This window comes from Microvirga calopogonii, assembly GCF_003347665.1.
Lineage (GTDB): Bacteria > Pseudomonadota > Alphaproteobacteria > Rhizobiales > Beijerinckiaceae > Microvirga > Microvirga calopogonii.
In genome coordinates this window covers 35,227-57,325 of the sequence record NZ_QDGA01000029.1, presented here as the reverse complement: position 1 = coordinate 57,325, position 22,099 = coordinate 35,227, and the positions used below count along the sequence as shown (strand labels likewise).

The 22,099-nt window shown below is 64.5% G+C and carries 18 protein-coding genes; 14 read left to right on the top strand and 4 right to left on the bottom strand.

The window, feature by feature from the left end:
- The 3 genes from DDF70_RS19905 to DDF70_RS19890 all read left to right on the top strand — a co-directional run bounded on the left by DDF70_RS19905 (window position 1) and on the right by DDF70_RS19890 (window position 5,674).
- Window positions 1–1,665: an electron transfer flavoprotein-ubiquinone oxidoreductase gene (locus DDF70_RS19905; RefSeq protein WP_114946581.1), complete on the top strand. Its 1,665-nt coding sequence runs from the start codon at window positions 1–3 to the stop codon at window positions 1,663–1,665.
- Window positions 1,666–2,800: 1,135 nt separating this feature from the next.
- Window positions 2,801–4,546: a tetratricopeptide repeat protein gene (locus DDF70_RS19900; protein WP_245435569.1), complete on the top strand. Its 1,746-nt coding sequence runs from the start codon at window positions 2,801–2,803 to the stop codon at window positions 4,544–4,546.
- Window positions 4,547–4,810: 264 nt separating this feature from the next.
- Window positions 4,811–5,674 carry a 4-(cytidine 5'-diphospho)-2-C-methyl-D-erythritol kinase gene (locus DDF70_RS19890; RefSeq protein WP_114946579.1) on the top strand — a complete coding sequence of 288 codons (864 nt, stop codon included), beginning with the start codon at window positions 4,811–4,813 and terminating at the stop codon, window positions 5,672–5,674.
- Window positions 5,675–5,800: 126 nt separating this feature from the next.
- Here the strand turns inward: DDF70_RS19890 and DDF70_RS19885 are convergent, their stop codons facing one another.
- Window positions 5,801–6,610, bottom strand: a complete 810-nt coding sequence (locus tag DDF70_RS19885) for a MetQ/NlpA family ABC transporter substrate-binding protein (RefSeq protein WP_114946586.1) — start codon at window positions 6,608–6,610, stop codon at window positions 5,801–5,803.
- Window positions 6,611–7,145: 535 nt separating this feature from the next.
- Here DDF70_RS19885 and DDF70_RS19880 point away from each other — a divergent pair.
- On the top strand, window positions 7,146–9,179 hold the full coding sequence (locus DDF70_RS19880) for a glycoside hydrolase family 113 (RefSeq protein WP_114946578.1): 2,034 nt from the start codon (window positions 7,146–7,148) through the stop codon (window positions 9,177–9,179).
- Window positions 9,180–9,196: 17 nt separating this feature from the next.
- Here the strand turns inward: DDF70_RS19880 and DDF70_RS19875 are convergent, their stop codons facing one another.
- Window positions 9,197–10,216: a polyprenyl synthetase family protein gene (locus DDF70_RS19875; RefSeq protein WP_114946585.1), complete on the bottom strand. Its 1,020-nt coding sequence runs from the start codon at window positions 10,214–10,216 to the stop codon at window positions 9,197–9,199.
- 109 nt (window positions 10,217–10,325) lie between these two features.
- Between DDF70_RS19875 and DDF70_RS19870 the strand changes: the two genes are divergently transcribed.
- On the top strand, window positions 10,326–10,550 hold the full coding sequence (locus DDF70_RS19870) for a putative signal transducing protein (RefSeq protein WP_114946577.1): 225 nt from the start codon (window positions 10,326–10,328) through the stop codon (window positions 10,548–10,550).
- Window positions 10,543–11,283: a tRNA1(Val) (adenine(37)-N6)-methyltransferase gene (locus tag DDF70_RS19865; RefSeq protein ID WP_114946576.1), complete on the top strand. Its 741-nt coding sequence runs from the start codon at window positions 10,543–10,545 to the stop codon at window positions 11,281–11,283. The genes DDF70_RS19870 and DDF70_RS19865 overlap by 8 nt, the downstream gene beginning before the upstream one ends.
- A gap of 32 nt (window positions 11,284–11,315) precedes the next feature.
- Here the strand turns inward: DDF70_RS19865 and DDF70_RS37535 are convergent, their stop codons facing one another.
- Window positions 11,316–11,654: a hypothetical protein gene (locus DDF70_RS37535; RefSeq protein ID WP_205772454.1), complete on the bottom strand. Its 339-nt coding sequence runs from the start codon at window positions 11,652–11,654 to the stop codon at window positions 11,316–11,318.
- A 164-nt stretch (window positions 11,655–11,818) separates the two neighbouring features.
- Here DDF70_RS37535 and DDF70_RS19855 point away from each other — a divergent pair, with 164 nt between their 5' ends.
- The 7 genes from DDF70_RS19855 (at window position 11,819) to DDF70_RS19825 (ending at window position 20,529) form a co-directional block, all read left to right on the top strand.
- Window positions 11,819–12,703, top strand: coding sequence for a S49 family peptidase (locus DDF70_RS19855; RefSeq protein ID WP_245435568.1), 885 nt, complete (start codon window positions 11,819–11,821; stop codon window positions 12,701–12,703).
- A 143-nt stretch (window positions 12,704–12,846) separates the two neighbouring features.
- Window positions 12,847–13,788: a glycine--tRNA ligase subunit alpha gene (locus tag DDF70_RS19850; RefSeq protein WP_114946575.1), complete on the top strand. Its 942-nt coding sequence runs from the start codon at window positions 12,847–12,849 to the stop codon at window positions 13,786–13,788.
- A 45-nt stretch (window positions 13,789–13,833) separates the two neighbouring features.
- Entirely contained in the window at window positions 13,834–16,089 is a 2,256-nt protein-coding gene (gene glyS, locus DDF70_RS19845) for a glycine--tRNA ligase subunit beta (RefSeq protein WP_114946574.1), read from the top strand.
- Window positions 16,090–16,269: 180 nt separating this feature from the next.
- Window positions 16,270–16,914, top strand: a complete 645-nt coding sequence (locus tag DDF70_RS19840; RefSeq protein ID WP_114946573.1) for a L,D-transpeptidase — start codon at window positions 16,270–16,272, stop codon at window positions 16,912–16,914.
- Window positions 16,915–17,201: 287 nt separating this feature from the next.
- On the top strand, window positions 17,202–19,880 hold the full coding sequence (gene ppdK / locus DDF70_RS19835) for a pyruvate, phosphate dikinase (RefSeq protein ID WP_114946572.1): 2,679 nt from the start codon (window positions 17,202–17,204) through the stop codon (window positions 19,878–19,880).
- Window positions 19,881–20,147 (top strand): hypothetical protein, encoded by a 267-nt coding sequence (locus tag DDF70_RS19830; protein WP_114946571.1) that lies wholly within the window; start codon window positions 19,881–19,883, stop codon window positions 20,145–20,147.
- A 25-nt stretch (window positions 20,148–20,172) separates the two neighbouring features.
- Window positions 20,173–20,529, top strand: a complete 357-nt coding sequence (locus DDF70_RS19825; protein WP_114946570.1) for a GFA family protein — start codon at window positions 20,173–20,175, stop codon at window positions 20,527–20,529.
- 191 nt (window positions 20,530–20,720) lie between these two features.
- On the opposite strand, the gene DDF70_RS19820 is transcribed toward DDF70_RS19825, so the two are convergent.
- Window positions 20,721–21,122 carry a hypothetical protein gene (locus tag DDF70_RS19820; RefSeq protein ID WP_114946569.1) on the bottom strand — a complete coding sequence of 134 codons (402 nt, stop codon included), beginning with the start codon at window positions 21,120–21,122 and terminating at the stop codon, window positions 20,721–20,723.
- 125 nt (window positions 21,123–21,247) lie between these two features.
- Between DDF70_RS19820 and DDF70_RS19815 the strand changes: the two genes are divergently transcribed.
- Window positions 21,248–22,096, top strand: a complete 849-nt coding sequence (locus DDF70_RS19815; protein WP_114946568.1) for a helix-turn-helix domain-containing protein — start codon at window positions 21,248–21,250, stop codon at window positions 22,094–22,096.
- Window positions 22,097–22,099 lie beyond the last annotated feature (3 nt).

Here is a 22,099-nt window from a genome sequence, read left to right as displayed (position 1 = left end):
ATGTCCGATCTGCCTGCCCGTGAATCGATGGAGTTCGACGTCGTCGTCGTGGGGGCAGGGCCTGCCGGCCTGGCGACGGCGATCCGGCTCAAGCAGCAGGCGCTGGAGCAGGGCGCGGACATCTCGGTCGTGGTGGTGGAAAAAGGCTCCGAGGTCGGCGCCCATATCCTCTCCGGCGCGGTGATCGACCCTATCGGCCTCGACGCGCTCCTGCCGGACTGGCGCAATGATCCCGACCGGCCGCTCAAGACGCAAGTCACCGCCGACGAGTTCATGTATCTCGGCCACGCCGGCGGGGTGACGCTGCCCAACGTGTTCATGCCCAAGCTCATGAACAACCATGGCAACTTCGTCGGCTCGCTCGGCAACGTCGCCCGCTATCTCGGCCGCAAGGCCGAGGAGCTGGGGGTGGAGATCTATCCCGGCTTCCCGGCCGCCGAGGTGCTGGTCGAGGACGGCAAGGTGGTGGGCGTCGCCACCGGCGACTTAGGTATAGGCCGTGACGGCGAGCCCAATGCCAACTTCACCCGCGGCATGGAGCTGCGCGCCAAGTACACGATCTTCGGCGAAGGCGCGCGGGGCTCGCTGACCAAGCAGATGATCGAGCGCTTCGGCCTGAACCAGGGCCGGGATCACCAGAAATACGGCATCGGCATCAAGGAGCTGTGGCAGGTCAAGCCCGAGCACTTCCGGTCCGGCCTCGTGCGCCATTCCATGGGCTGGCCGCTGCCGAACAACGCGGGCGGCGGCTCCTGGCTGTACCATTTCGACGACAACCTGGTGTCCGTCGGCTTCGTGGTGCACCTGAACTACAAGAACCCGACCCTGTCGCCGTTCGACGAGTTCCAGCGCTTCAAGACGCACCCGATGGTGCGTGACGTGTTCGAGGGCGGAAAGCGCATCGGCTACGGGGCGCGGGCCATCATGGAGGGCGGCTGGCAGTCGGTGCCGCGCCTGTCCTTCCCGGGCGGCTGCCTGGTCGGCGACTCGGCAGGTTTCGTGAACGTGCCGCGCATCAAGGGCAGCCACAACGCGATCCTGTCGGGCATGCTCTGCGCCGACCACGTCTTTGCCGCCCTGCAGGCCGGGCGCGCCCGTGACGAGGTGGCGGCTTACGAGGAATCCTGGCGCGCCTCGCCCATCGGCTACGACCTCAAGCGGGTGCGCAACGTGAAGCCGCTCTGGTCGCGCTACGGCACGGCGGCCGGCGTGGCGCTCGGCGGGCTCGACATGTGGCTGACCGAGATCTTCGGCTGGTCGCCGTTCGGCACGATGAAGCACGGCAAGCCCGACTACGAGACCTTGCTGCCCCTCGATCAGGTCAAGCCGATCAAGTACGACCGGCCGGACGGGGTGCTGACCTTTGACAAGCTGTCCTCGGTGTTCCTGTCGAACACCAACCACGAGGAGGACCAGCCGGCCCACCTCAAGGTGAAGGACATGGGGCTGCAGAAGGCATCGGAGCTTGGGGTCTATGGCGGCCCCTCGCAGCGCTACTGCCCGGCGGGCGTGTACGAGTGGGTCGAGGGCGAGGGCGGACCGCGCTACCAGATCAACGCGCAGAACTGCGTCCACTGCAAGACCTGCGACATCAAGGATCCGAACCAGAACATCACCTGGGTCACCCCCGAAGGCGGCGGCGGGCCGAACTACGTCAATATGTGAGGTTGGCTCCTCTATCATTCCCCCTCTGCTGACGCTTCGGCGGGGAGTGACACACACCACGTCATGGCCGGCCCTCTGCCGGCCATTTCCCATCTGCGGGCCACCCCCACAGCCCTCATCCTGAGGAGGCCGTCAGGCCGTCTCGAAGGATGGGGGCGCTTCCAGAGAGCACTGGATCCTCCTTCGAGACGCCGCTGCGCTGCTCCTCAGGATGAGGGCAGGAGGGGCGGAGAGGAGCGTTCCGTCACGATTGCCTCACGTCATGGCCGTCCCCGGTCGTGATCCGGGGATCCGTCCCGGCCGCCCGAGACCGAGACGTGCCGCTGTTCGCCCTCTCCCGGTGGGGAGAGGGGATAAGCGCTTCAGTGCCGCCCCTCCCCGTCATGGCCGGCCTTGTGCCGGTCATCCCGATGCGGTGAAGCACGGCGCTGCAAACAATCGGGATCACCGGCACGGGTCCCCGGATCAAGTCTGGGGAGGTGATGACGTGGCGGGTGACATGAGGAGGCGGTGGCCATGACGGCGGAGGATGGCGTCAGGGCAACGTTATGTTCTCACTTTGTTCTTGACGGCAGGGCCAAGCTCGGCTATATCATTCCCCACTCCCGCCCGGCGAGGGGCGCGCTCGCGAGGCGTCGCAGCACCGGGGCGGGAGGCGGTCCCGCCGCAGGCCTCGCACGCCTGTGGTCGCGGGAGGTCGACCTTGGGTCTCATCCCAGCTGGTCCACCTGAAAAGAACCGCGTGCGAGGCGCCGTCCGGCTCTTCCACTCTCACAGACACAGCGAGCCGGATGGTCCTGGCACCCTCCCTCGATCCTGCAGGCTCGCAGCGCAAGCTGCGGGCCCACAGGTGCTGGCTCTTTGACACACATATCGACTCGACCCGCGTCATAGGAGCCGCCGCGCCGTCAAGGCGTGGATGTCGGCACAGGCCGGTGATGGGTGAGGCAATCCCCCTCACGACGCTTTTACGGGCCCAGCGGCAATCTTCCCCTTGCGGCCACAGGAGGGAAACGCCATTCTCCGGCCTGATTTGGCGCACATCTCCCGCTATCCAGAGATGCTGCGATGATTGGAGCCGCGCTTCGTGCCCATTTTGAAACTGCCTTTGGCCTCTAAGGGGCTGCCTGCATTGATGTTTTTGGCCGCCGGTCTGCTCGCGGCCCCGGCCGTCGCCGCCAACACGGCCGATGACGAGACCGTGAGGCCGGCCCAGAGCCTGGAGGGCAACTTCCTGTCGGCCTATGTGGCGGGCTCTGCGCGGGATACCGAGGCGGCGACCATCTTCTTCCGCGAGGCGATCCAGGAGGATCCCCGTAACCAGGAGCTTCTGGAGCGGGCCTTCGTGGCGTTCCTGGCCAACGGCTCCATGAGCGAGGCCGTCCGCGCGGCCGAGCGGCTTTCGGCGCAGGATGCGACCAACAACCTGGCGCAGTTCGCCCTCGCAGTCCGCTCCATGAAGAGCCAGAAATACGCCGACGCACGCACCCGCCTGTCGAAGGGCACGCGCGGGCGTCAGGCGGATCTGACGGCAACGCTGCTCACCGCCTGGACCTATGCCGGCTCCAAGGATGGCAAGCAGGCGCTCGCCACCGTCGACAAGCTCAAGAACGAGCGTGCCTTCGACCAGTTCAGGGAATACCACGCGGCTCTCATCGCGGACGTGGTGGGCAACCCCTCTGAGGCCGAGAAGCGCTTCAAGGCGGCGTATGAAAGCGAGCGCAACACCCTGCAGGTGGTCGACGCCTATGGCCGGTTCCTGGCCAAGCGCGGCCGCAAGGACGAGGCGCTGAAGATCTACAAGGCCTTCGACGAGGTGGCGCCCCGCCATCCGATCGTGCGTGCGGCCATGAAGGCGCTCGAAGAGGACAAGCCTCTTCAGCCGCTCGTCACCAATGCGCAGGACGGCGCGGCGGAGCTGCTCTACGGTCTCGGCGTCGTCGGCAACACGCAAGGGGACGAGCTCACCGCCATCATCTACCTGCGGCTCGGCCTCGACCTGAAGCCGGATCATCCGCTTGCCCTCGTCACCCTCGGCGACGTCTATGAGCGCCTGAAGCAATACGACAAGGCCAATGCGATCTTCGAGCGAATTCCCAAGGAAGCGCCGGTTCGGCCGAGCGCCGACATCTCCATCGGTCATAATTTCGAGCTGATGGGCCGCGGCGACGACGCCATCGCTCACCTCGAGAAGCTCATGAAGGAGCGTCCGGACGACGTGGAGGTCGTCATGGCGCTGGGTAATGTGCAGCGCTCGCGCAAGAAGTTCGCGGAAGCCGCCGAAACCTACGACAAGGCCATCAAGCTGATCGGCCAGCCGGAGCGCGGTCACTGGATCCTCTACTTCTACCGCGGCACGTCCTACGAGCGCGCGAAGCAGTGGGACAAGGCGGAAGTCGATCTGAAGAGAGCCCTGGAGCTCGTTCCCGACGGGCTGCCGGCCGGCAAGGCGCAGGTGATGAACTATCTCGCCTATTCCTGGGTCGACCAGAACATGAACATCGACGAGGCCTTCAAGATGCTCACGAAGGCCGTGGAGCTCGCGCCCCGCGACGGCATGATCATCGACTCGCTCGGCTGGGCCTATTACCGCATGGGCCGCTATGACGATGCCGTGCGCGAGCTGGAAAAGGCCGTCGAGCTGAAGCCCGGCGATCCGACCATCAACGACCACCTGGGCGATGCCTATTGGAGGGTCGGCCGCAAGCTCGAGGCGAAGTTCCAATGGGACCACGCCAAGAACTCGGATCCCGAGCACGAGGAACTGGTGAAGATCCTCAAGAAGATCGACAACGGTCTCGAGGAGGATCCGAAACCGGCCGCCGCCGAGAACGCGCCTCCGCCCCAGCCGGAGGAAGCTCCGAAGCAGAACGGCGGGTAATCTCCACGCCCTTCATCTCGATTTCATGGCCGGGCTCGTCCCGGCCACATTTCTTTCGAACCGGTGGCGAAGCCCTGAGCCCTCATCCTGAGGAGGACCATCAGGTCTGTCTCGAGGTCCCGGACGATGTCCGGGCACGAGGGCGCCTCCCGTGCTCTCTGGACGATCCTTCGAGACGCAGCTTCGCTGCGCCTCAGGATGAGGTCGGGGAGGTCATGAGGATGTGCCCTTCCCAAGAGCCCCGCTCTCGGGCATGGAACCGCCATGCCCCAGCCGCTCGCCACCCGCGCTCCCGCCAAGATCAACCTGACGCTCCATGTGCTCGGGCGACGCGCTGACGGCTATCACGACCTGGAGAGCCTCGTGGCCTTCGCCGGCACAGGCGACGATCTGCAGCTCGAGCCGGGGGCGGGGCTGGGGCTCGAAGTCAGCGGCCCGACGGCCTCTCTTGCCGGAAGCGATGCCGACAATCTCGTCCTGAGGGCCGCGCGTCTTCTGGCAGATCGTGTGGAGGGCCTGCAACTCGGCACCTTCCATCTCAAGAAGCGCCTGCCGGTGGCCGCCGGGATCGGCGGCGGCTCCTCGGATGCCGCAGCAGCTTTGCGGCTCCTCGCCAGGCTCAATGGTTTGCCGCTGTCGCATCCTGCCGTTCTGGAAGCTGCGCGGTTGGCGGGAGCCGACGTACCCGTCTGCCTGGAGCCGAAGGCACGCATGATGCGCGGCGTGGGTGAGGAACTCGGAGCCTCGCTGAACCTGCCACGCCTCTTCGCCGTGCTGGTCAATCCGCGCGTGCCGGTGGAGACGCCGGCGGTGTTCAGGGCGCTTGGATTGCAGCCTGGTCAGAGCCTTGCAGGAGCACCCCATCCGATCGTCGAGCGAAGCACACTCCTCGATACGCTGAAAGTCGCCCGCAACGATCTCGAACCGCCTGCGCTCCGCGTCCAGCCGCTGATCGGCGAAGCGCTCGGCCTGCTCCGGCAGACCATCGGCTGCCGTTTGGCGCGCATGTCCGGCTCGGGTGCGACGGTGTTCGGCCTCTACGACGATTGCGAGGCGGCCACTGAGGCTGCCAAGGCCGTCAAGCGCGCGCGGCGGGATTGGTGGGTGACGGCGACGAGTCTTCGATAGTTCCACTATCCGTCATCACCGGCACAAGGCCGGTGACGGCGGTTCTGCAGAGCGCTGCGCTTCACAATAGCGAGATGGCCGGGACAAGCCCGGCCATGACGAGAGAGAAAACGTCGAAGCCCTTTCTTACCACGCCGGGATGACGGCGCCCTTGAAGCGCTCTTCCAGGAACTTGGCGACTTCCGGCGACTGGTAGGATTCCACGAAGGTCTTGATCTCCGGGCGGTTCTCGTCGCCCTGACGGGCGGCCACGAAGTTGGCGTAAGGGTTGCCCTCGCGCTTCTCGACCGCGATCGTGTCCTTGCGGATGTCGAGGCCGGCATTGAGCGCATGGTCGGTGTTGATCACGGCCGCGTCCAGATCGGGCAGGGCGCGGGGCAGTTGCGCGGCGTCGAGCTCGGAGAACTGGATGCTCTTCGGGTTCTCGGCGATGTCGAGAAGGCTCGGCGACAGGCCCTGGCCCTGCTTGATCTTGATCACGCCTTGGGCGGCGAGGAGGTTGAGCGCGCGGCCGCCGTTGCTCGGGTCGTTCGGAATGCCGACCTTGGCGCCGCTCCGTAGGTCGGCGACGGCCTTCACCTTGGTGGAATACAGGCCGATGGGCTGGACGAAGGTGAAGCCCACGGGGACGATCTTGTAGCCGCGGGCGGCGATCTGCGCGTCGAGATAGGGCTTGTGCTGGAAGGCGTTGGCGTCGAGGTCCTTGCGCTCCAGGGCCTCGTTGACGAGAGCGTAATCGGAGAAGGGCACGAGCTCGACATTGAGACCCTTGCCGGCCGCCACCTTCTTGACGACCTGCGCCACCTCTTCCTCGGCGCCGGACATGACGCCGACCTTGATGCTCTTCTGCTGGGCGATTGCCGGCAGCGCAGCGGCCACGACGGCGCCGAGCGCGAAGGTCGCGGACAGGAGGGTGCGGCGGTTGAAAACGGACATGGGATGACCTTTCAGGCAAAGTGTATCGGGCTTCAACTCGAAGCCGGACATGTGGTTCGGAAGGAAGGAGAGGATCAGGCCGTGAGGCGACAACAACGCTCAGCCAGGAGAAGCTGAGGCATGGACACGAATGTCGTCATGAAAGCCGGGCGCGTCATAACCGTTCGATCCTCGTGAACCACGAGGCGGAAGCCGCTCGTGGCGCTTTAGCCTTTGATCACGCGGGGCAAGCTGCTCGTCTCAAATCACCGCGGTTCCGAGGTGGTGGGGGACCGCCTCGGGACAGGACCTTTTGTAAGACGGCCGGTTTTTATGTCAACCGTAATGTTCTGTAAAAAGAACAGGGCTGTCATGCAGGGGAGGCTGAACTCCGGAGAGCTTGCCACAGTAACTGTCCCGTCGCTGCAGCCGCGACATGGGGACGCTTATCCAATCGGCCTAATGGCGAAGCTTTGTTGATATATTATATAGTTATAAAAGATTCGGCTGATACGTATCGTCGCTAGACGTCAGTTATTGAGAATGGGAGCAAGTCGTGAGCGGTTCCGAGCAGATCTTCGAGTGGGAAAGCATCACCCAGCCGTCCTATTGGGGTGGACAAATCCTTGCGCCTAATGGCCAAGCAGCCATGTCTCAAATCGTCGCTACCGGCGCCAATACCGTCACGATCATTCCTAATTTCTTCCAGCACGATCAGAACAGCAGCTCGACGGGATTGAACATCGTCGATACCGATCCGACCAAACCTTGGGCCAACGAAAGCGACACCTTCGATGGGGTTAGGAAATCAATTCTCTCGGCCAAGGCGCATGGCCTCAAGGTCGTACTCAAACCGCATCTGGAAACGGACAATCGGGTTTGGCGTGCAAAAATCACGCCTGGAGGAGAAACTACGCCTGGAAGTGGCCAATTTCTCAAAGCGACAGAATGGTTCGCCAGCTACAAGTCCATAATGGTCGAGTACGCTAAGGCGGCACAGGCAGGCGGCGCGGACATGATCTGTGTCGGCACCGAAATGGACAGCATGATCAATCCGCTGGGTGTCTGCAGCGATGGCGTGTCCTATACCCAAAAATGGGAGGAGATCATCGCCGCCGTGCGCGCTGTCTATTCCGGCAAAGTCACCTATGCGGCGACCTATTGGACCGTCAAGGATGTCGGGTTCTGGGACAAGGTCGACTACATTGGCGTCGATGCTTACTGGGCGATGACTCCCAAACACGCAGAGAATGATCCGTCACCGTACACGACCAATGTCAACCAGATGGTGGAGGCCCTCACGAAGCCGCACTTTAACCCTTATGTTTCGGAGCTGCACGACGGCAAGTCGATCGTTGAATGGTACAAAGCGCTGTCCGAGCAGTATGGCAGGAAGGTGATTTTCACCGAGGTCGGTTACCGAAGCCTTGACGGCTCGACCGCCGATCCAGGCGTGTTCGGAGGAAGAGAACAAGACCCGCCGGACTTTCAGGAACAGGTCGACGCCTATAAGGCGCTTTACAAGGTCATGGAAAATTACGGCGGTCAGTGGCTCGCAGGATCTTTCCTCTGGAGCTACTACTCCTTCGAAAATCCGATGCTTCCGGTGGATCAAGGTGGGGCAAATGTCTGGTGGACGGATTACACCACGCAGCACAAGCCCGCGAACGACATCGTCACCTACCATTATTCGAGCCCAGCTCACGAGACGGGTCTTGTGTGGAACGGTACCGCCAATACCGACAAACTTGATGGCGGCTATCACAACGACACGCTCAATGGTGCCGGCGGCAATGACATTCTCTGGGGCGGTGCAGGCAACGACGTCATGTCCGGTGGAGATGGCGCAGATGCGATGACCGGCGGGGATGGTGACGACACCTATTCCGTCGACGCAGCCGGCGATAAAGTGATTGAAGCTGTCTCCGGAGGCACGGACCTGGTGATCTCCACTGTCAGCCTTGCGCTCAGTGCCAATGTCGAGAACCTTGCCCTGAGCGGCACCGGCGCACTATTGGGCACCGGCAACGAGCTTGCTAATACGATCACCGGCAATAGCGGTGCCAACGGGCTCTCCAGCGGTGGCGGCGACGACCGCCTGATTGGCGAGGCAGGCAAGGATACGCTCAAGGGCGAGGCGGGCAACGACAAGATCAGCGGCGGTGCAGGCAACGACAAGCTCTACGGCGGAAAAGGCTCCGGTAGCCAGGACATGTTCGTGTTCGATACCAAGCTCACCAGCAAGTCGATTGCGAACAAGAACAAGGATACGATTTACGACTTCGGACCGAAATACGATGCGTTCGGTCTCGATGATGCAGCCTTCACCAACAAAATCATCGCCAAATATCTGAAGGGTAAGACCGTCTCCCTCGACACGCCGATCGCGATCAAGAAAGGTTGGTTTGTTCTCGACGGAGCCAAGGACAAAGACGACTTCTTCATCGCCAAGAAGGTTAATGCCACGACCTACACGCTGTATTGGGACAGCGATGGATCGGGTGCCAAGGCAGCGTTGGAGATCGCGACCGTAAAGCTCCAGAAGGGGGAGGGCGTAGCCCTTACCTACAAAGACTTCTTCTTCATCTGAAGAACCGGGAGGCCTGCTCAATACGCCCGGGCGATGCAGAAATCGACCGTGTCGAGGAGGGCCTGCTTCATGGGGCCTGACGGGAAGAGGGCGAGTGCGTCGCGGGCCATGGCGCCGTAATGGCGGGCCCGCTCGACCGTGTCCTCCAGGGCCCGGTGCCGGCGCATGATGGCGACGGCCTGTTCGAGATCCGCATCCTCGATCTCGCCCTGTTCGAGCACGCGCTTCCAGAAGGCGCGCTCCTCGTCCGTGCCGCGGCGGAAGGACAGGACGACCGGCAGGGTGATCTTCCCCTCGCGGAAATCATCGCCCACGTTCTTGCCGAGCGTCGCGGCCTTGCCGCCGTAATCGAGGGCGTCGTCCACCAGCTGGAAGGCGATGCCGAGATTCATGCCGTAGGAACGGCAGGCGGCCTGTTCGGCTTTGGGGCGGCCGGCGATGACAGGTCCGACCTCGCAGGCGGCTGCGAAGAGTTCCGCCGTCTTGCCGCGGATCACGGCGAGGTATTCGTCCTCGGTGGTTTCCGTGTTCTTGGCGGCGGCGAGCTGCATCACCTCGCCCTCGGCGATTACGGTCGCGGCGGCGGAGAGGATGTCGAGGGCACGCAGGGAGCCCACTTCCACCATCATGCGGAAGGCCTGGCCGAGCAGGAAGTCGCCGACGAGCACGCTCGCCTCGTTGCCCCATTTGATTCGGGCGGCGATCTTGCCCCGGCGCATGTCGCTCTCGTCCACCACGTCGTCGTGGAGGAGGGTGGCCGTGTGCATGAACTCCACGGCGGCCGCGAGCTTCACGTGTCCGTCGCCCTGGTAGCCGGACAGGCCGGCAGTCGCCAGCGTCAGCATGGGCCGCAGGCGCTTGCCGCCCGAGGAGATCAGGTGGTTCGCCACCTCCGGGATCATCGTGACCTCGGAACCCGTGCGCGACAGGATCATCGCATTGACCCGTTCCATGTCGGAGGCCACAAGGGACACGAGCTTCTCGATGCTCGCATTCTTCTCGGGATGCTTGTCTTCGAACGGAACGACGACGCCCACTGTCACTACCCGGGTTGCCGGCCGGGATGGCCGGTAGGAATATGAACTGGCATGGCACTTTCCATGCTGCAATGCAAACGCTTACCGCAGGGGAAAGGATCTCACGCCGATGGTCGAAATCGTCCGCACCAACGATCTCGTTCTGGTCGGCTTCCTACAATCCCTGTTGGAAAACGCCAATATCCCCGTGCTCGTCGCCGATGCACATATGAGTGCCCTGGAGGGTATGACGGGCGCCTTTCCGCGCCGGATCCTGGTGCCCGAGGATCACCTGATGCAGGCCCGTCGCCTGATCCGCGAGGCCGGTCTCGAAACCGAGTTGCGGCATGGTTGAGATCACGGAAGATTTATTGCTCGGGGGGCGCGTCCATCTCGCCCAGCCGCAAAAGGGCCACCGGGCCGGCACCGACGCGGTGCTGCTCGCAGCGGCAGCGCCGGTAAGCCCGGGCGATGTCGTGGTGGATGTGGGCGCGGCCACCGGGGCTGTCGGGCTCATGGTCGCGGCCCGGGAGAGGGATGCGCGCTTCGTCTTCGTGGAGCGGGACTTTCACCTCGCCGAGCTGTGCCGCCGCAACTGCCGCGACAACGCCGTCGACGGCGTGGTTGCCGTCGCGGATGTGCTGGACAAGGTTTCGCGCGAGGCTGCGGGGCTCAGTCCCGAATGCGCCGACCTCGTTCTCACCAATCCGCCGTTCCTGGAGGAGGGGCAGGCCCGGATCTCGCCCGACCGGCGTCGGGCAGCCGCCCATGCCCTGCCGGTCGGTGGCCTGGAGGCCTGGCTGAAGGCCTGTACGGGGCTGCTCAAGCCGAAAGGACGGCTCGTCCTGATCCACCGGGCCGAGCGGGTTTCTGAATGTCTTCGGATTGTGGAAAAGTGGCTTGGCGGCATGGAGCTCCGCTTCGTTCATCCGAGTGCCGACCGTCCTGCGATTCGTTTTCTTCTATCCGGAATCAAGGGCAGCAGGGCTCCGCTGAGCATCCTGCCGCCGCTGATCCTGAACGGACCCGACGGGCGGTTCACCCCACAGGCCGAGGCGCTGCATCGGGGAGAGGTCACACTCCTATGAAAAAGGGCGCCTTTCGGCGCCCTTTCGTGAGTTTAGTAGCGATAGCCGGGGCGGCCCACCGTGCGGCAGACCTCGATCGGACGGCGCACCCAGCGGTAGCCGTTCCAGACCCGGCGCGGCTCGACCCAGCAGCGACGCGCGGCGCGAACCGGGCCGTAGGCCCCGTAGGGGCGTCCGTAACCGTAGGGGCGTCCGTAATAGGGGCGCCCATAATGGGGGCGACCATAGTAGGGGCCTCCGTACTGGACGGTCACGGCAGGCCCCCGATAGCCATAATCCGGGTAATAGGGCTGCGCCTCCGCCGGCTGGACCGACAGGGCCCCGAAGCCCAGGGCCGCAAAACCAAGAAGGCCGAACATCAGCTTACGCATCTAATTCTCTCCTCACCTCGCCCGGACACCGGACTGAAACGGTGTCACGACCGGGCTGTTGTCCATGATGAAGATTTAAACGGTCTTAAGTGAACGCAGCCCGACAATTTCCCTAACGGTATGTTCATCTTGGGAAGCCGCGCTGTGCACCCTACATAACTGCCATGGCTCAAACATCGTTCTCCTCCATGCTCCCGACGCGTCTGCAATTTCTTCTCCCGAGCAAATTTCGCACCTATCCCAATCCCATCGTGCCCGTCGTGCGCCTGTCAGGGCCGATCGGCGCCGTGATGCCCCTGCGGGCAGGGCTCGCCATGGCAAGTGTGGCTCCGCTCCTGGAGCGCGCCTTCTCGGTGCCCGGCGCGAAGGCAGTGGCGCTGGTCATCAACTCGCCGGGGGGGTCGGCGGCGCAGTCGCACCTGATTTTCAAGCGCATCCGCGCCTTCGCCGAGGAGAAGAAGCTGCCCGTCATCGCCTTCGTGGAGGATGCGGCGGCCTCAGGCGGCTACATGATCGCCTGCGCGGCGGACGAGATCTATGCCGATCCAGCCTCCATCGTCGGCTCCATCGGGATCGTGTCCGCCAGCTTCGGCTTCCACGAGCTGATCGAGCGCATCGGCATCGAGCGGCGGGTTCATACCGCCGGCAAGAGCAAGGCGATGCTCGACCCGTTCCGGCCCGAGAACCCGGACGACGTGGTGCGCCTGAAGGGGCTCCAGCGCCAGATCCATCAGGTCTTCGAGGATCTCGTCCGCGATCGCCGGGGCGAAAAGCTCAACGATTCCTACGACGATCTCTTCTCCGGCGCCTTCTGGGTCGGGTCGGAGGCGCTCGATCTCGGCCTCATCGACGGGCTCGGCGACATCCGCACCATCCTGCGCCAGCGTTTCGGCGAGAAGGTGCAGTTCCGCATGATCGAGCCCGCCCGCCCGCCGCTGCTGGGCCGCCTGCTCGGTCGCCGCTCCCTCGGGCAGAGCAGCCTGGTCGACCCTGGCGAGATCGTTGGCGCCCTCGAGGAGCGGGCCGCCTGGGCGCGACTGGGATTGTAGACACACCGCCGTCATTCCGGGGCGGCTCATGGAGCCGAACCCGGAATGACAGGTCGGGGCCGCAAATCACCCCGGCGCTTGACTTGAGCCGCCCGCCATCCCAAGGGTTCGCCTGACATTTTCGAGACCAACCGGACGCCGACATGACGAGCGAACCCGCGCATATGAACCCTGCGCGCTCTTTCCAGGGCCTGATCCTCACCCTCCAGCGCTACTGGGCCGAACAGGGCTGCGTCATCCTCCAGCCCTACGACATGGAGGTCGGCGCGGGCACATTCCACCCGGCGACCACCCTGCGGGCCCTGGGGCCCAGGCCCTGGCGGGCCGCCTATGTGCAGCCCTCCCGCCGCCCCAAGGACGGACGCTATGGCGAGAACCCGAACCGGCTCCAGCACTACTACCAGTTCCAGGTGATCCTGAAGCCGAACCCGCCGAACCTGCAGGAACTCTATCTCGGCTCGCTCAAGGCCATCGGCATCGACACGAGCGTCCACGACATCCGCTTCGTCGAAGACGATTGGGAAAGCCCGACGCTCGGCGCCTGGGGGCTCGGCTGGGAATGCTGGTGCGACGGCATGGAAGTGTCCCAGTTCACCTACTTTCAGCAGGTGGCGGGCTTCGAATGCTCGCCGGTCGCGGGCGAGCTGACCTACGGCCTCGAACGCCTCGCCATGTATCTTCAGGGCGTGGAATCGATCTACGACCTCAACTTCAACGGGCTCGACGGCGACCGGAAGGTCACATATGGCGACGTTTTCCTCCAGGCCGAGCAGGAATATTCGCGCCACAACTTCGAATATGCCGACACCGAGATGCTGTTCCGGCACTTCCGCGACGCGGAGGCCGCCTGCCGCAAATACCTTGCGGACGGCGAGCCGAAGCCCGGCTCCAACGACAACCGCCACCTCATGGCGCTGCCGGCCTACGACCAGTGCATCAAGGCCAGCCACGTGTTCAATCTGCTCGACGCCCGCGGCGTGATCTCCGTCACCGAGCGCCAGAGCTACATCCTGCGCGTCCGCGAACTGGCGAAGGCCTGCGGCGCGGCATGGCTGAAGACCGAGGGCGGAGGCGTGGCGGCTTGAGTGCCGTCCCCATCCGTTGACTTCCCTCAGACATAAAGTTCTCCGATGCCCGATCTCCTCCTCGAACTCTTTTCCGAAGAAATCCCCGCCCGCATGCAGCGCCGCGCGGCGGAGGATCTGAAGAAGCTTGTGACCGATGCGCTCGTGGAGCGTGGCTTCCTCTATGAAGGCGCAAAAGCCTTCGCCACGCCGCGGCGCCTGGCGCTCCATGTGGCTGGGCTGCCGGTGAAGGGGCAGGACGTGCGTGAGGAGCGCAAAGGTCCGCGCGTCGGCTCGCCCGATGCGGCGATCCAGGGCTTCCTGAAGGGGGCGGGGCTCTCCTCCATCGACCAGGCGAAGATCGAGAGCGATCCGAAGAAGGGCGAGTTCTACGTTGCCGTGATCGAGAAGCCCGGCCGCTCGACGCCGGACGTGCTGGCGGAAATCCTGCCCGGCATCGTCAAGAACTTCCCCTGGCCGAAATCCATGCGCTGGGGCGCGGCCTCGCGCGAGCCCGGAAGCCTGCGCTGGGTGCGCCCGCTCCATTCCGTCATCTGCACCTTCGGGCCGGAGACCGAGGACCCGGAGGTGGTGCGCTTCGAGATCGACGGAATCGCATCGGGCGATGTCACGAGGGGGCACCGCTTTCTTGCTCCCGACGAGATCCGCGTGAAACGGTTCGACGATTACGCTCCGGCGCTGGAGCGCGCCAAGGTCGTGATCGATACGGACCGCCGCAAGGACATGATCCTGCACGACGCGAAGGACCTCGCCTTCGCGCAGGGCCTCGACCTCGTCGAGGACGAAGGCCTGCTCGAAGAGGTCGCGGGTCTCGTTGAGTGGCCCGTGGTGCTCATGGGCTCGTTCGATGAGGCGTTTCTCGACATTCCGCCAGAGGTGATCCGCACCACGATCCGCGCGAACCAGAAATGCTTCGTGCTGCGCGACTCTGCGACCGGCAAGCTCGCCAACAAATTCCTGCTGACGTCGAACCTCATCGCCGGCGACGGCGGCAGGACCATCGTGGGCGGCAACGAGCGCGTGGTGCGTGCACGCCTGTCCGACGCGAAATTCTTCTGGGAAACGGACCAGAAGGTGAAGCTGGAAGACCGGCTGGAGAAGCTCAAGAGCATCGTGTTCCACGAGAAGCTCGGCACACAGTACGAGCGCGTGGAGCGCATCGCGGCGCTCGCCAAGGAACTGGCGCCCATCGTCGGCGCCGATCCGGCGCTGGCGGAGCGCGCAGCGCGTCTTGCGAAGGCCGACCTCGTCACCGAGATGGTGGGCGAGTTCCCCGAGCTGCAGGGTCTCATGGGTCGCTACTACGCGACGCTGCAGGGCGAGCACCCGTCCGTCGCGGCGGCCATCGAGGAACATTACAAGCCTCTCGGCCCCTCCGACCGCGTGCCGACCGATCCCGTGTCGGTTGCCGTGGCGCTCGCCGACAAGATCGATACGCTCGTCGGCTTCTGGGCCATCGATGAGAAGCCGACGGGATCGAAGGATCCTTATGCGCTTCGCCGCGCGGCGCTCGGCGTGATCCGGCTGGTGCTCGAGAACAATCTCAAGCTGCCGCTGATCTCCCTGCTCGCGAAGCCCTTTGCCCGCGATGCGAAGGATGTTCTCTTCGAAGAGTTCATGCAGGCCAAGAAGCTCGTCGAGGCGATCGACGACAGTGCCATCGCCGGGCTCGTCGCTCATCCGACCCTTCCGGATCTCGAATCCATTTTCCGGCAACGACAGCTGGGGAATTCCGAGAGCCTCGCGCGCATCATGTATGTGCGCGCGCTCGACCTCCTCTCCTTCTTCGCCGACCGTCTGAAAGTCTATCTCCGGGACCAGGGCGCGCGTCACGATCTCATCGATGCGGTGTTCTCCCTGGAAGGGCAGGACGACTTGCTCATGATCGTGCGCCGCGTGGAGGCGCTCGGTCGCTTCCTCGACACCGAGGACGGCAGGAATCTGCTGGCGGGGTATCGGCGGGCGGCCAACATCCTGCGCATCGAGGAGAAGAAGGACGGGCGCGCCTATAGCGAGGCACCCGACCTCCAGATCGTGAACGATCAGGGGCAGATCGAGGAGAAGGCGCTGGCCGTGGTTCTCCACGGCGCCAAGGAAGAGGCGAAGACCGCCATCGAGGCGGAGGATTTCGAGGGGGCGATGCGCGCCCTGTCGCGGCTGCGCCAGCCGGTGGATGCGTTCTTCGACAAGGTGACCGTCAACGCGGAGGACGCAGACCTCCGGGCGAACCGGCTGCGGCTTCTCAACGACATCCGCGAAGCGACCCGCACGGTGGCGGATTTCTCCCGCATCGAGGGATAGCAGCGTCGCCTGTCCCAACCTCCTTGTCTGCCTCGAAAGAGGGATGTTTCCACTCCTTTGGAGACAATCCCTCGAGAGGGCGGCGGGGTTAATTCATGTTAAGGTGTTGCGCGGGGGGCACAGCCAAGCCGCCACCGACGCCCTAGGTAGGCGGCAACTGATTCACTTGGTTGAGTGACCATGATTCGACGCCTGCTGATCGCCGCTCTCCTGAGCGCGCCCCTCGCTGCCTGCCAGACTGCCCAGCAACAACCCAACGAGGTTGCCGCGACGGACGATTCCGCCTGGTATATCGGCACCATGCCGGACAAGCCGCACGACATCCCGCTGGTCGACCGTCGCAGGATGGACGTGAAATACGCCCGCCAGACGGTGGAGTACAAAGGTCCCGAGAAGCCGGGCTCCATCGTGGTCGATATCGACGAGCGCATGCTCTATCTCGTCGAGCCGGAGGGCAGGGCGATCCGCTACGGTGTCGGCGTCGGCAAGCAGGGCTTCTCCTGGAAGGGCATCGCGTCCGTCGGCCGCAAGGGCGTGTGGCCCAACTGGTCGCCCACCAAGACCATGGTCGGCATCAAGCCGGAGCTGCCGCGCTACGTGGAAGCCGGTCTCGACAACCCGCTCGGCGCCCGCGCCCTCTACCTCTACCAGAACGGCCAGGACATCCTCTTCCGCATCCATGGCACCAACGAGCCCTGGAGCATCGGCGAGCAGGTCTCCTCGGGCTGCGTGCGCATGCTCAACGAGGACGTGGCCGACCTCTACGAGCGCGTTCCCGTCGGCACGACGGTCTACGTGAAGCGCAACGGGCGCTATCGGGTCTGAACCTGAGTTCGGGAAGATCATAATGGCCGGGCATGTCCCGGCCATTTTTCTTTGCTCTCTTCGTCATGGCCGGGCTCGTCCCGGCCATCCACGTCTTGAGGCTTGGAAGGCGTGGATGCCCGGCACAAGTCCGGGCATGGCGAGGAAGACGGGTAAATTCCTATAGGAGACCCGCCCCTCCTGAATTTTCCAGGAACCTCGGCTGTTCAGCTTGCGTTTGGGCGCCACATGTTTCAAGCCAACACCTGCGCTGCAGCAGGGCGTATTCAGAGCCAGGGGATCGAGCGATGACGCAGTGGGTCTACACCTTCGGGGATGGCAAGGCCGAGGGCCAGGCGGGGATGAAGAACCTGCTGGGCGGCAAGGGGGCCAATCTGGCCGAGATGTCCAATCTGGGCCTGCCGGTGCCTCCGGGCTTCACCATCACGACCGAGGTCTGCACCTATTACTACGATCACGAGCGCTCCTATCCGCAGGAGCTGAAAACCCAGGTCGAGAACGCTCTGACCTATGTCGGCAAGCTCACCGGCCGTACCTTCGGCGATGCCGCCAATCCGCTTCTGGTCTCCGTCCGTTCCGGCGCCCGGGCCTCCATGCCCGGCATGATGGACACCGTGCTCAATCTCGGTCTCAACGACGTCACCGTCCAGGCACTGGCCAAGGGCGCGGGCGACGAGCGCTTCGCCTATGACAGCTATCGCCGCTTCATCACCATGTATTCCAACGTGGTGCTCGGCCTCGAGCACCACCACTTCGAGGAGATCCTCGACGAGTACAAGGACCGCAAGGGCTATACGCTCGATACCGACATGACCGCTGCGGACTGGCAGGCGATCCTGCCGCGCTACAAGAGCCTCGTCGAAAAGGAACTCGGCAAGCCCTTCCCGCAGGAGCCGCAGGAGCAGCTCTGGGGCGCCATCGGGGCCGTGTTCGGCTCCTGGATGAACAACCGCGCCATCAAGTACCGCGAGCTGCATGCCATCCCGGCGAGTTGGGGCACGGCCGTGAACGTGCAGGCCATGGTGTTCGGCAACATGGGCGAGACCTCCGCCACCGGCGTGGCGTTCACCCGCAATCCCTCGACGGGCGAGAAGGAGCTCTACGGCGAGTTCCTGATCAACGCCCAGGGCGAGGACGTGGTGGCGGGCATCCGCACGCCGCAGGACATCACCGAAAAGGCCCGCATCGCCTCAGGCTCCGACAAGCCCTCGATGGAGCAGGCGATGCCCGAGGCCTACAACGAGCTGGTGCGCATCTACGGCATCCTCGAGAAGCACTACCGTGACATGCAGGACATGGAATTCACGGTCGAGACCGGCAAGCTCTGGATGCTCCAGACCCGCAACGGCAAGCGCACGGCCAAAGCCGCCTTGCGCATCGCCGTGGAGCTGGCCTCCGAGGGCCTGATCACCCAGGAAGAGGCGATCACCCGCGTCGAGCCCGCAGCCCTGGACCAGCTGCTGCATCCCACCATCGATCCCAAGGCCGAGCGCAAGATCCTTGCCTCGGGCCTGCCGGCCTCGCCCGGCGCCGCCTCGGGCGCGATCGTGTTCAACTCGGACGATGCGGAAGCGGCGAAGAAGGCCGGGAACAAAGTCATCCTGGTGCGCGTCGAGACCTCGCCGGAGGACATCCACGGCATGCACGCGGCCGAGGGCATTCTCACGACGCGCGGCGGCATGACCTCGCATGCGGCGGTGGTGGCCCGTGGCATGGGCAAGCCCTGCGTGTCCGGTGCCGGCTCGATCCGCGTCGACTATGCCGCGCAGACGCTCACCGTCGCCGGCCAGACGCTGAAGAAGGGCGACGTGCTGACCATCGACGGCTCCAACGGCCAGGTACTGCTCGGCCAGGTGAAAATGCTCGAGCCGGAGCTGTCGGGCGAGTTCGCCACGCTGATGGGCTGGGCCGATACGGTGCGGACCATGAAGGTGCGCGCCAATGCAGAGACGCCGCTCGACGCAAGGACCGCCCGCACCTTCGGGGCGGAGGGCATCGGCCTGTGCCGCACGGAGCACATGTTCTTCGAGGGCGACCGCATCGTGGCGGTGCGCGAGATGATCCTGTCCGACGATGAGGCCGGCCGTCGGGCGGCGCTCGCGAAGCTGCTGCCGATGCAGCGCCAGGACTTCGTCGAACTCTTCACGATCATGAGCGGCCTGCCCGTGACGATCCGCCTGCTCGATCCGCCGCTGCACGAGTTCCTGCCGCACTCGGACGAGGAGATGCAGGAGGTGGCGAAGGCCATGAACGCCTCGGTCGACAAGCTCAAGCGCCGCGCCATCGAGCTGCACGAGTTCAACCCGATGCTCGGCTTCCGTGGCTGCCGCCTGGCGGTCGCCTATCCGGAGATCGCCGAGATGCAGGCGCGCGCCATCTTCGAGGCGGCGGTGGAAGCCGGCCAGCAGACCGGCCGGCCGGTTGTACCGGAGGTCATGGTGCCGCTCGTGATGACGAAGGCGGAGCTCGACCTCGTGAAGGCGCGCATCGTCGCCATGGCGGAAGCGGTGGCGAAGGAACGCGGCGTGACGGTCGAGTATCAGGTCGGCACGATGATCGAGCTGCCGCGTGCCGCGCTGCGCGCCGGCGAGATCGCGGAATCGGCCGAGTTCTTCTCGTTCGGCACCAATGATCTGACGCAGACGACGCTCGGTATCTCGCGCGACGACGCGGCCTCGTTCCTGGGCCCGTACACGCAGAAAGGCCTGCTGCCGGCCGATCCGTTCGTGACCATCGATCAGGAAGGCGTGGGCGAGCTGGTGAAGCTCGCGGCCGAGCGCGGCAGGACGGCCCGGAGCGGGATCAAGCTCGGGATCTGCGGCGAGCACGGCGGCGATCCGGCGTCGATCCATTTCTGCCAGTCGGTCGGGCTCGACTACGTGTCCTGCTCACCCTACCGCGTGCCGATCGCGCGTCTTGCCGCCGCGCAGGCGGCGCTGGGCAACAAGGCCGCGAGCCAGGCTTAAATGATCCTGTCTCGCTCTCGCCTGCTCTATATCGGGACGGTGCTGGTGTCCGGCATCGTCCTCGGATATTTCGCGCGTCTCAATCCGGCCTGGCAGCAGATGGCCGTGCCGCCCGCCGCGTGGCCCTTCGCCGTGTCGTTGATCCTGGATCTCGCAATCGGCCAGCTAGCGGCTCAGGGCAAGGCGAAACCGCTCACCATGGGCGACCGCTTCGTGGCGGTGCTCGGCGCTGGTTTGATCGTGACCCTGATGATAGCGTTGGACTGACAACGTCGAAGAGGGGGGAGTGGGAATGGCGCTGCACAAAGGCTCGTGCCATTGCGGCAAGGTGGCGTACGAGGTTGAGACGAACCTCGATCAGGTCATCGAGTGCAACTGCTCCATCTGCAGCCGGAAGGGCTATCTGCTCACCTTCGTGCCGCGCGGCGCCCTGACCTTGATCCGTGGCGAGGAGGATCTCTCCACCTACACGTTCAACACGCACACCATCCAGCACCGTTTCTGCACCACCTGCGGCTCGGCCACCTTCGGCGAAGGCAAGCAGCCGACGGGCGAGGCGATGGCGGCGATCAACGTGCGTTGTCTGGAGACGGTGGATCTGGCGGAGATCAAGCCGATCCCGTTCAACGGGCGGGACGCGAGGAGATAGTCCCTCTCGTCATGGCCGGCCCTGTGCCGGCCATCTCGATTGCTTGAAGCACCGCGCTCTGGATAAGCGAGATCACCGGCACAAGGCCGGTGATGACGTGTAAAGGCCGATTGAAATTTTAGTTCGGCGCAGGGTTCTCATCCTTCTTCCCTCCTCGCAAGTGGAAGGGACGGCGCGCTAAGCGCGGATGATTACGCCATCGCTTCCGTCGAGCGCCGCAGGCCGACATACTGGAATTCCGCGTACATCAGCACCACGAGCGCCTGCGCGATCACGAAGGCATAGCCGGCGCTTGTGGGCGATACCCAACCGCTCGCCAGCAGCAGGGCGCTGTCGAGAACCCACAAGGCGTTGCCGAGCACCACGGCCCATGCCACCGGCTTCTGGATCTGCTCCCGCACACCGAGCCAGCCGATGAAAGCCGCGTAGGGCAGGAGAACGAGGCCGGCGATGCGCAGGAGCGTTTCGGGCAGGCCGAAGATGCCGCTCAGGGCTCCGGCGCCGATCAGCAGCATGAGGCCGAAGGCGGCACTGGTCGTGGCATCGGCCACCAGAGCCTGGCGAAGAAGCGGGGAGGAATGGATCGTCATCATGGCTAACTCCTGTCATCGGTCGGCTGAATGCCTCAACCGTGGATGCAGGATTTCGCAAGGTGTGAGCGCAGTCGATTACCTCCGAGGTCATGGAAGATGAGCGCACGTCACGTTATGGTCCCCTCATGACAACAGCGAGCACCCGACCCGTGACCACCGATCGACATGTGGGCGATTACCTGCGTGAATGGCGTCAGCGCCGTCGCCTCAGCCAGATGGATCTCGCGCTCGAAGCCGAGATTTCCACGCGGCATCTGAGTTTCCTCGAAACGGGCCGTTCGCAGCCGAGCCGGGAGATGGTGCTGCTGCTTGCGGAGAAACTCGACATGCCCCTGCGCGAGCGCAACATCATGCTGGTCTCGGCGGGCTTCGCGCCGGTCTATTCGCAGCGTTCCCTCGACGATCCGGCCCTTGCCGGCATGCGTCAGGCGGTCGATCTCGTGCTGAAGGGCCACGATCCTTATCCCGCTCTTGCGGTCGACCGGCACTGGTCGCTCGTGTCGGCGAACGATGCTCTCGTGTCGCTGATCGGCGACGTCGATCCGGCCCTGATGAAGCCGCCCGTCAATGTCCTGCGCCTGAGCATCCATCCGGCCGGACTCGCGCGGCGCATCGTGAACTTCACCGAATGGCGCAACCATCTGGTCCACCGCCTGCATCGTCAGGTGGATGCGACGGGCGATGCGGTTCTGGCCGCGCTGATCGAGGAATTGCGAGCCTATCCGACCCCGGATGCGGCCGCGCGTGGTTCCAAGACGACCCACGACTATGCGGGCATCGTCGTGCCGCTTCAAATCCAGACAGACCAAGGAGTGCTGACGCTCTTCAGCACCACGACGATCTTCGGAACTCCCGTCGATGTCACCCTCTCGGAACTCGCCATCGAAGCGTTCTTCCCGGCCGATCCGGAAACGGCGTCGGCTTTGCGGCGCCTGGCCGAGAAGCGTCAGGCTGCCGCAGTCATGGCCGGGTGAGGG

Coding starts and splice junctions, on each gene's coding strand:
- DDF70_RS19830 (WP_114946571.1), top strand. CDS start 19,881: ATGATCCTGTCTCGCTCTCGCCTGCTCTATATCGGGACGGTGCTGGTG.
- DDF70_RS19815 (WP_114946568.1), top strand. CDS start 21,248: ATGACAACAGCGAGCACCCGACCCGTGACCACCGATCGACATGTGGGC.
- DDF70_RS19900 (WP_245435569.1), top strand. CDS start 2,801: ATGTTTTTGGCCGCCGGTCTGCTCGCGGCCCCGGCCGTCGCCGCCAAC.
- DDF70_RS37535 (WP_205772454.1), bottom strand. CDS start 11,654: ATGCGTAAGCTGATGTTCGGCCTTCTTGGTTTTGCGGCCCTGGGCTTC.
- DDF70_RS19885 (WP_114946586.1), bottom strand. CDS start 6,610: ATGTCCGTTTTCAACCGCCGCACCCTCCTGTCCGCGACCTTCGCGCTC.
- DDF70_RS19890 (WP_114946579.1), top strand. CDS start 4,811: ATGCCCCAGCCGCTCGCCACCCGCGCTCCCGCCAAGATCAACCTGACG.
- ppdK (WP_114946572.1), top strand. CDS start 17,202: ATGACGCAGTGGGTCTACACCTTCGGGGATGGCAAGGCCGAGGGCCAG.
- DDF70_RS19870 (WP_114946577.1), top strand. CDS start 10,326: ATGGTCGAAATCGTCCGCACCAACGATCTCGTTCTGGTCGGCTTCCTA.
- DDF70_RS19850 (WP_114946575.1), top strand. CDS start 12,847: ATGACGAGCGAACCCGCGCATATGAACCCTGCGCGCTCTTTCCAGGGC.
- DDF70_RS19840 (WP_114946573.1), top strand. CDS start 16,270: ATGATTCGACGCCTGCTGATCGCCGCTCTCCTGAGCGCGCCCCTCGCT.
- DDF70_RS19905 (WP_114946581.1), top strand. CDS start 1: ATGTCCGATCTGCCTGCCCGTGAATCGATGGAGTTCGACGTCGTCGTC.
- DDF70_RS19855 (WP_245435568.1), top strand. CDS start 11,819: ATGGCTCAAACATCGTTCTCCTCCATGCTCCCGACGCGTCTGCAATTT.
- DDF70_RS19820 (WP_114946569.1), bottom strand. CDS start 21,122: ATGATGACGATCCATTCCTCCCCGCTTCTTCGCCAGGCTCTGGTGGCC.
- DDF70_RS19865 (WP_114946576.1), top strand. CDS start 10,543: ATGGTTGAGATCACGGAAGATTTATTGCTCGGGGGGCGCGTCCATCTC.
- DDF70_RS19825 (WP_114946570.1), top strand. CDS start 20,173: ATGGCGCTGCACAAAGGCTCGTGCCATTGCGGCAAGGTGGCGTACGAG.
- glyS (WP_114946574.1), top strand. CDS start 13,834: ATGCCCGATCTCCTCCTCGAACTCTTTTCCGAAGAAATCCCCGCCCGC.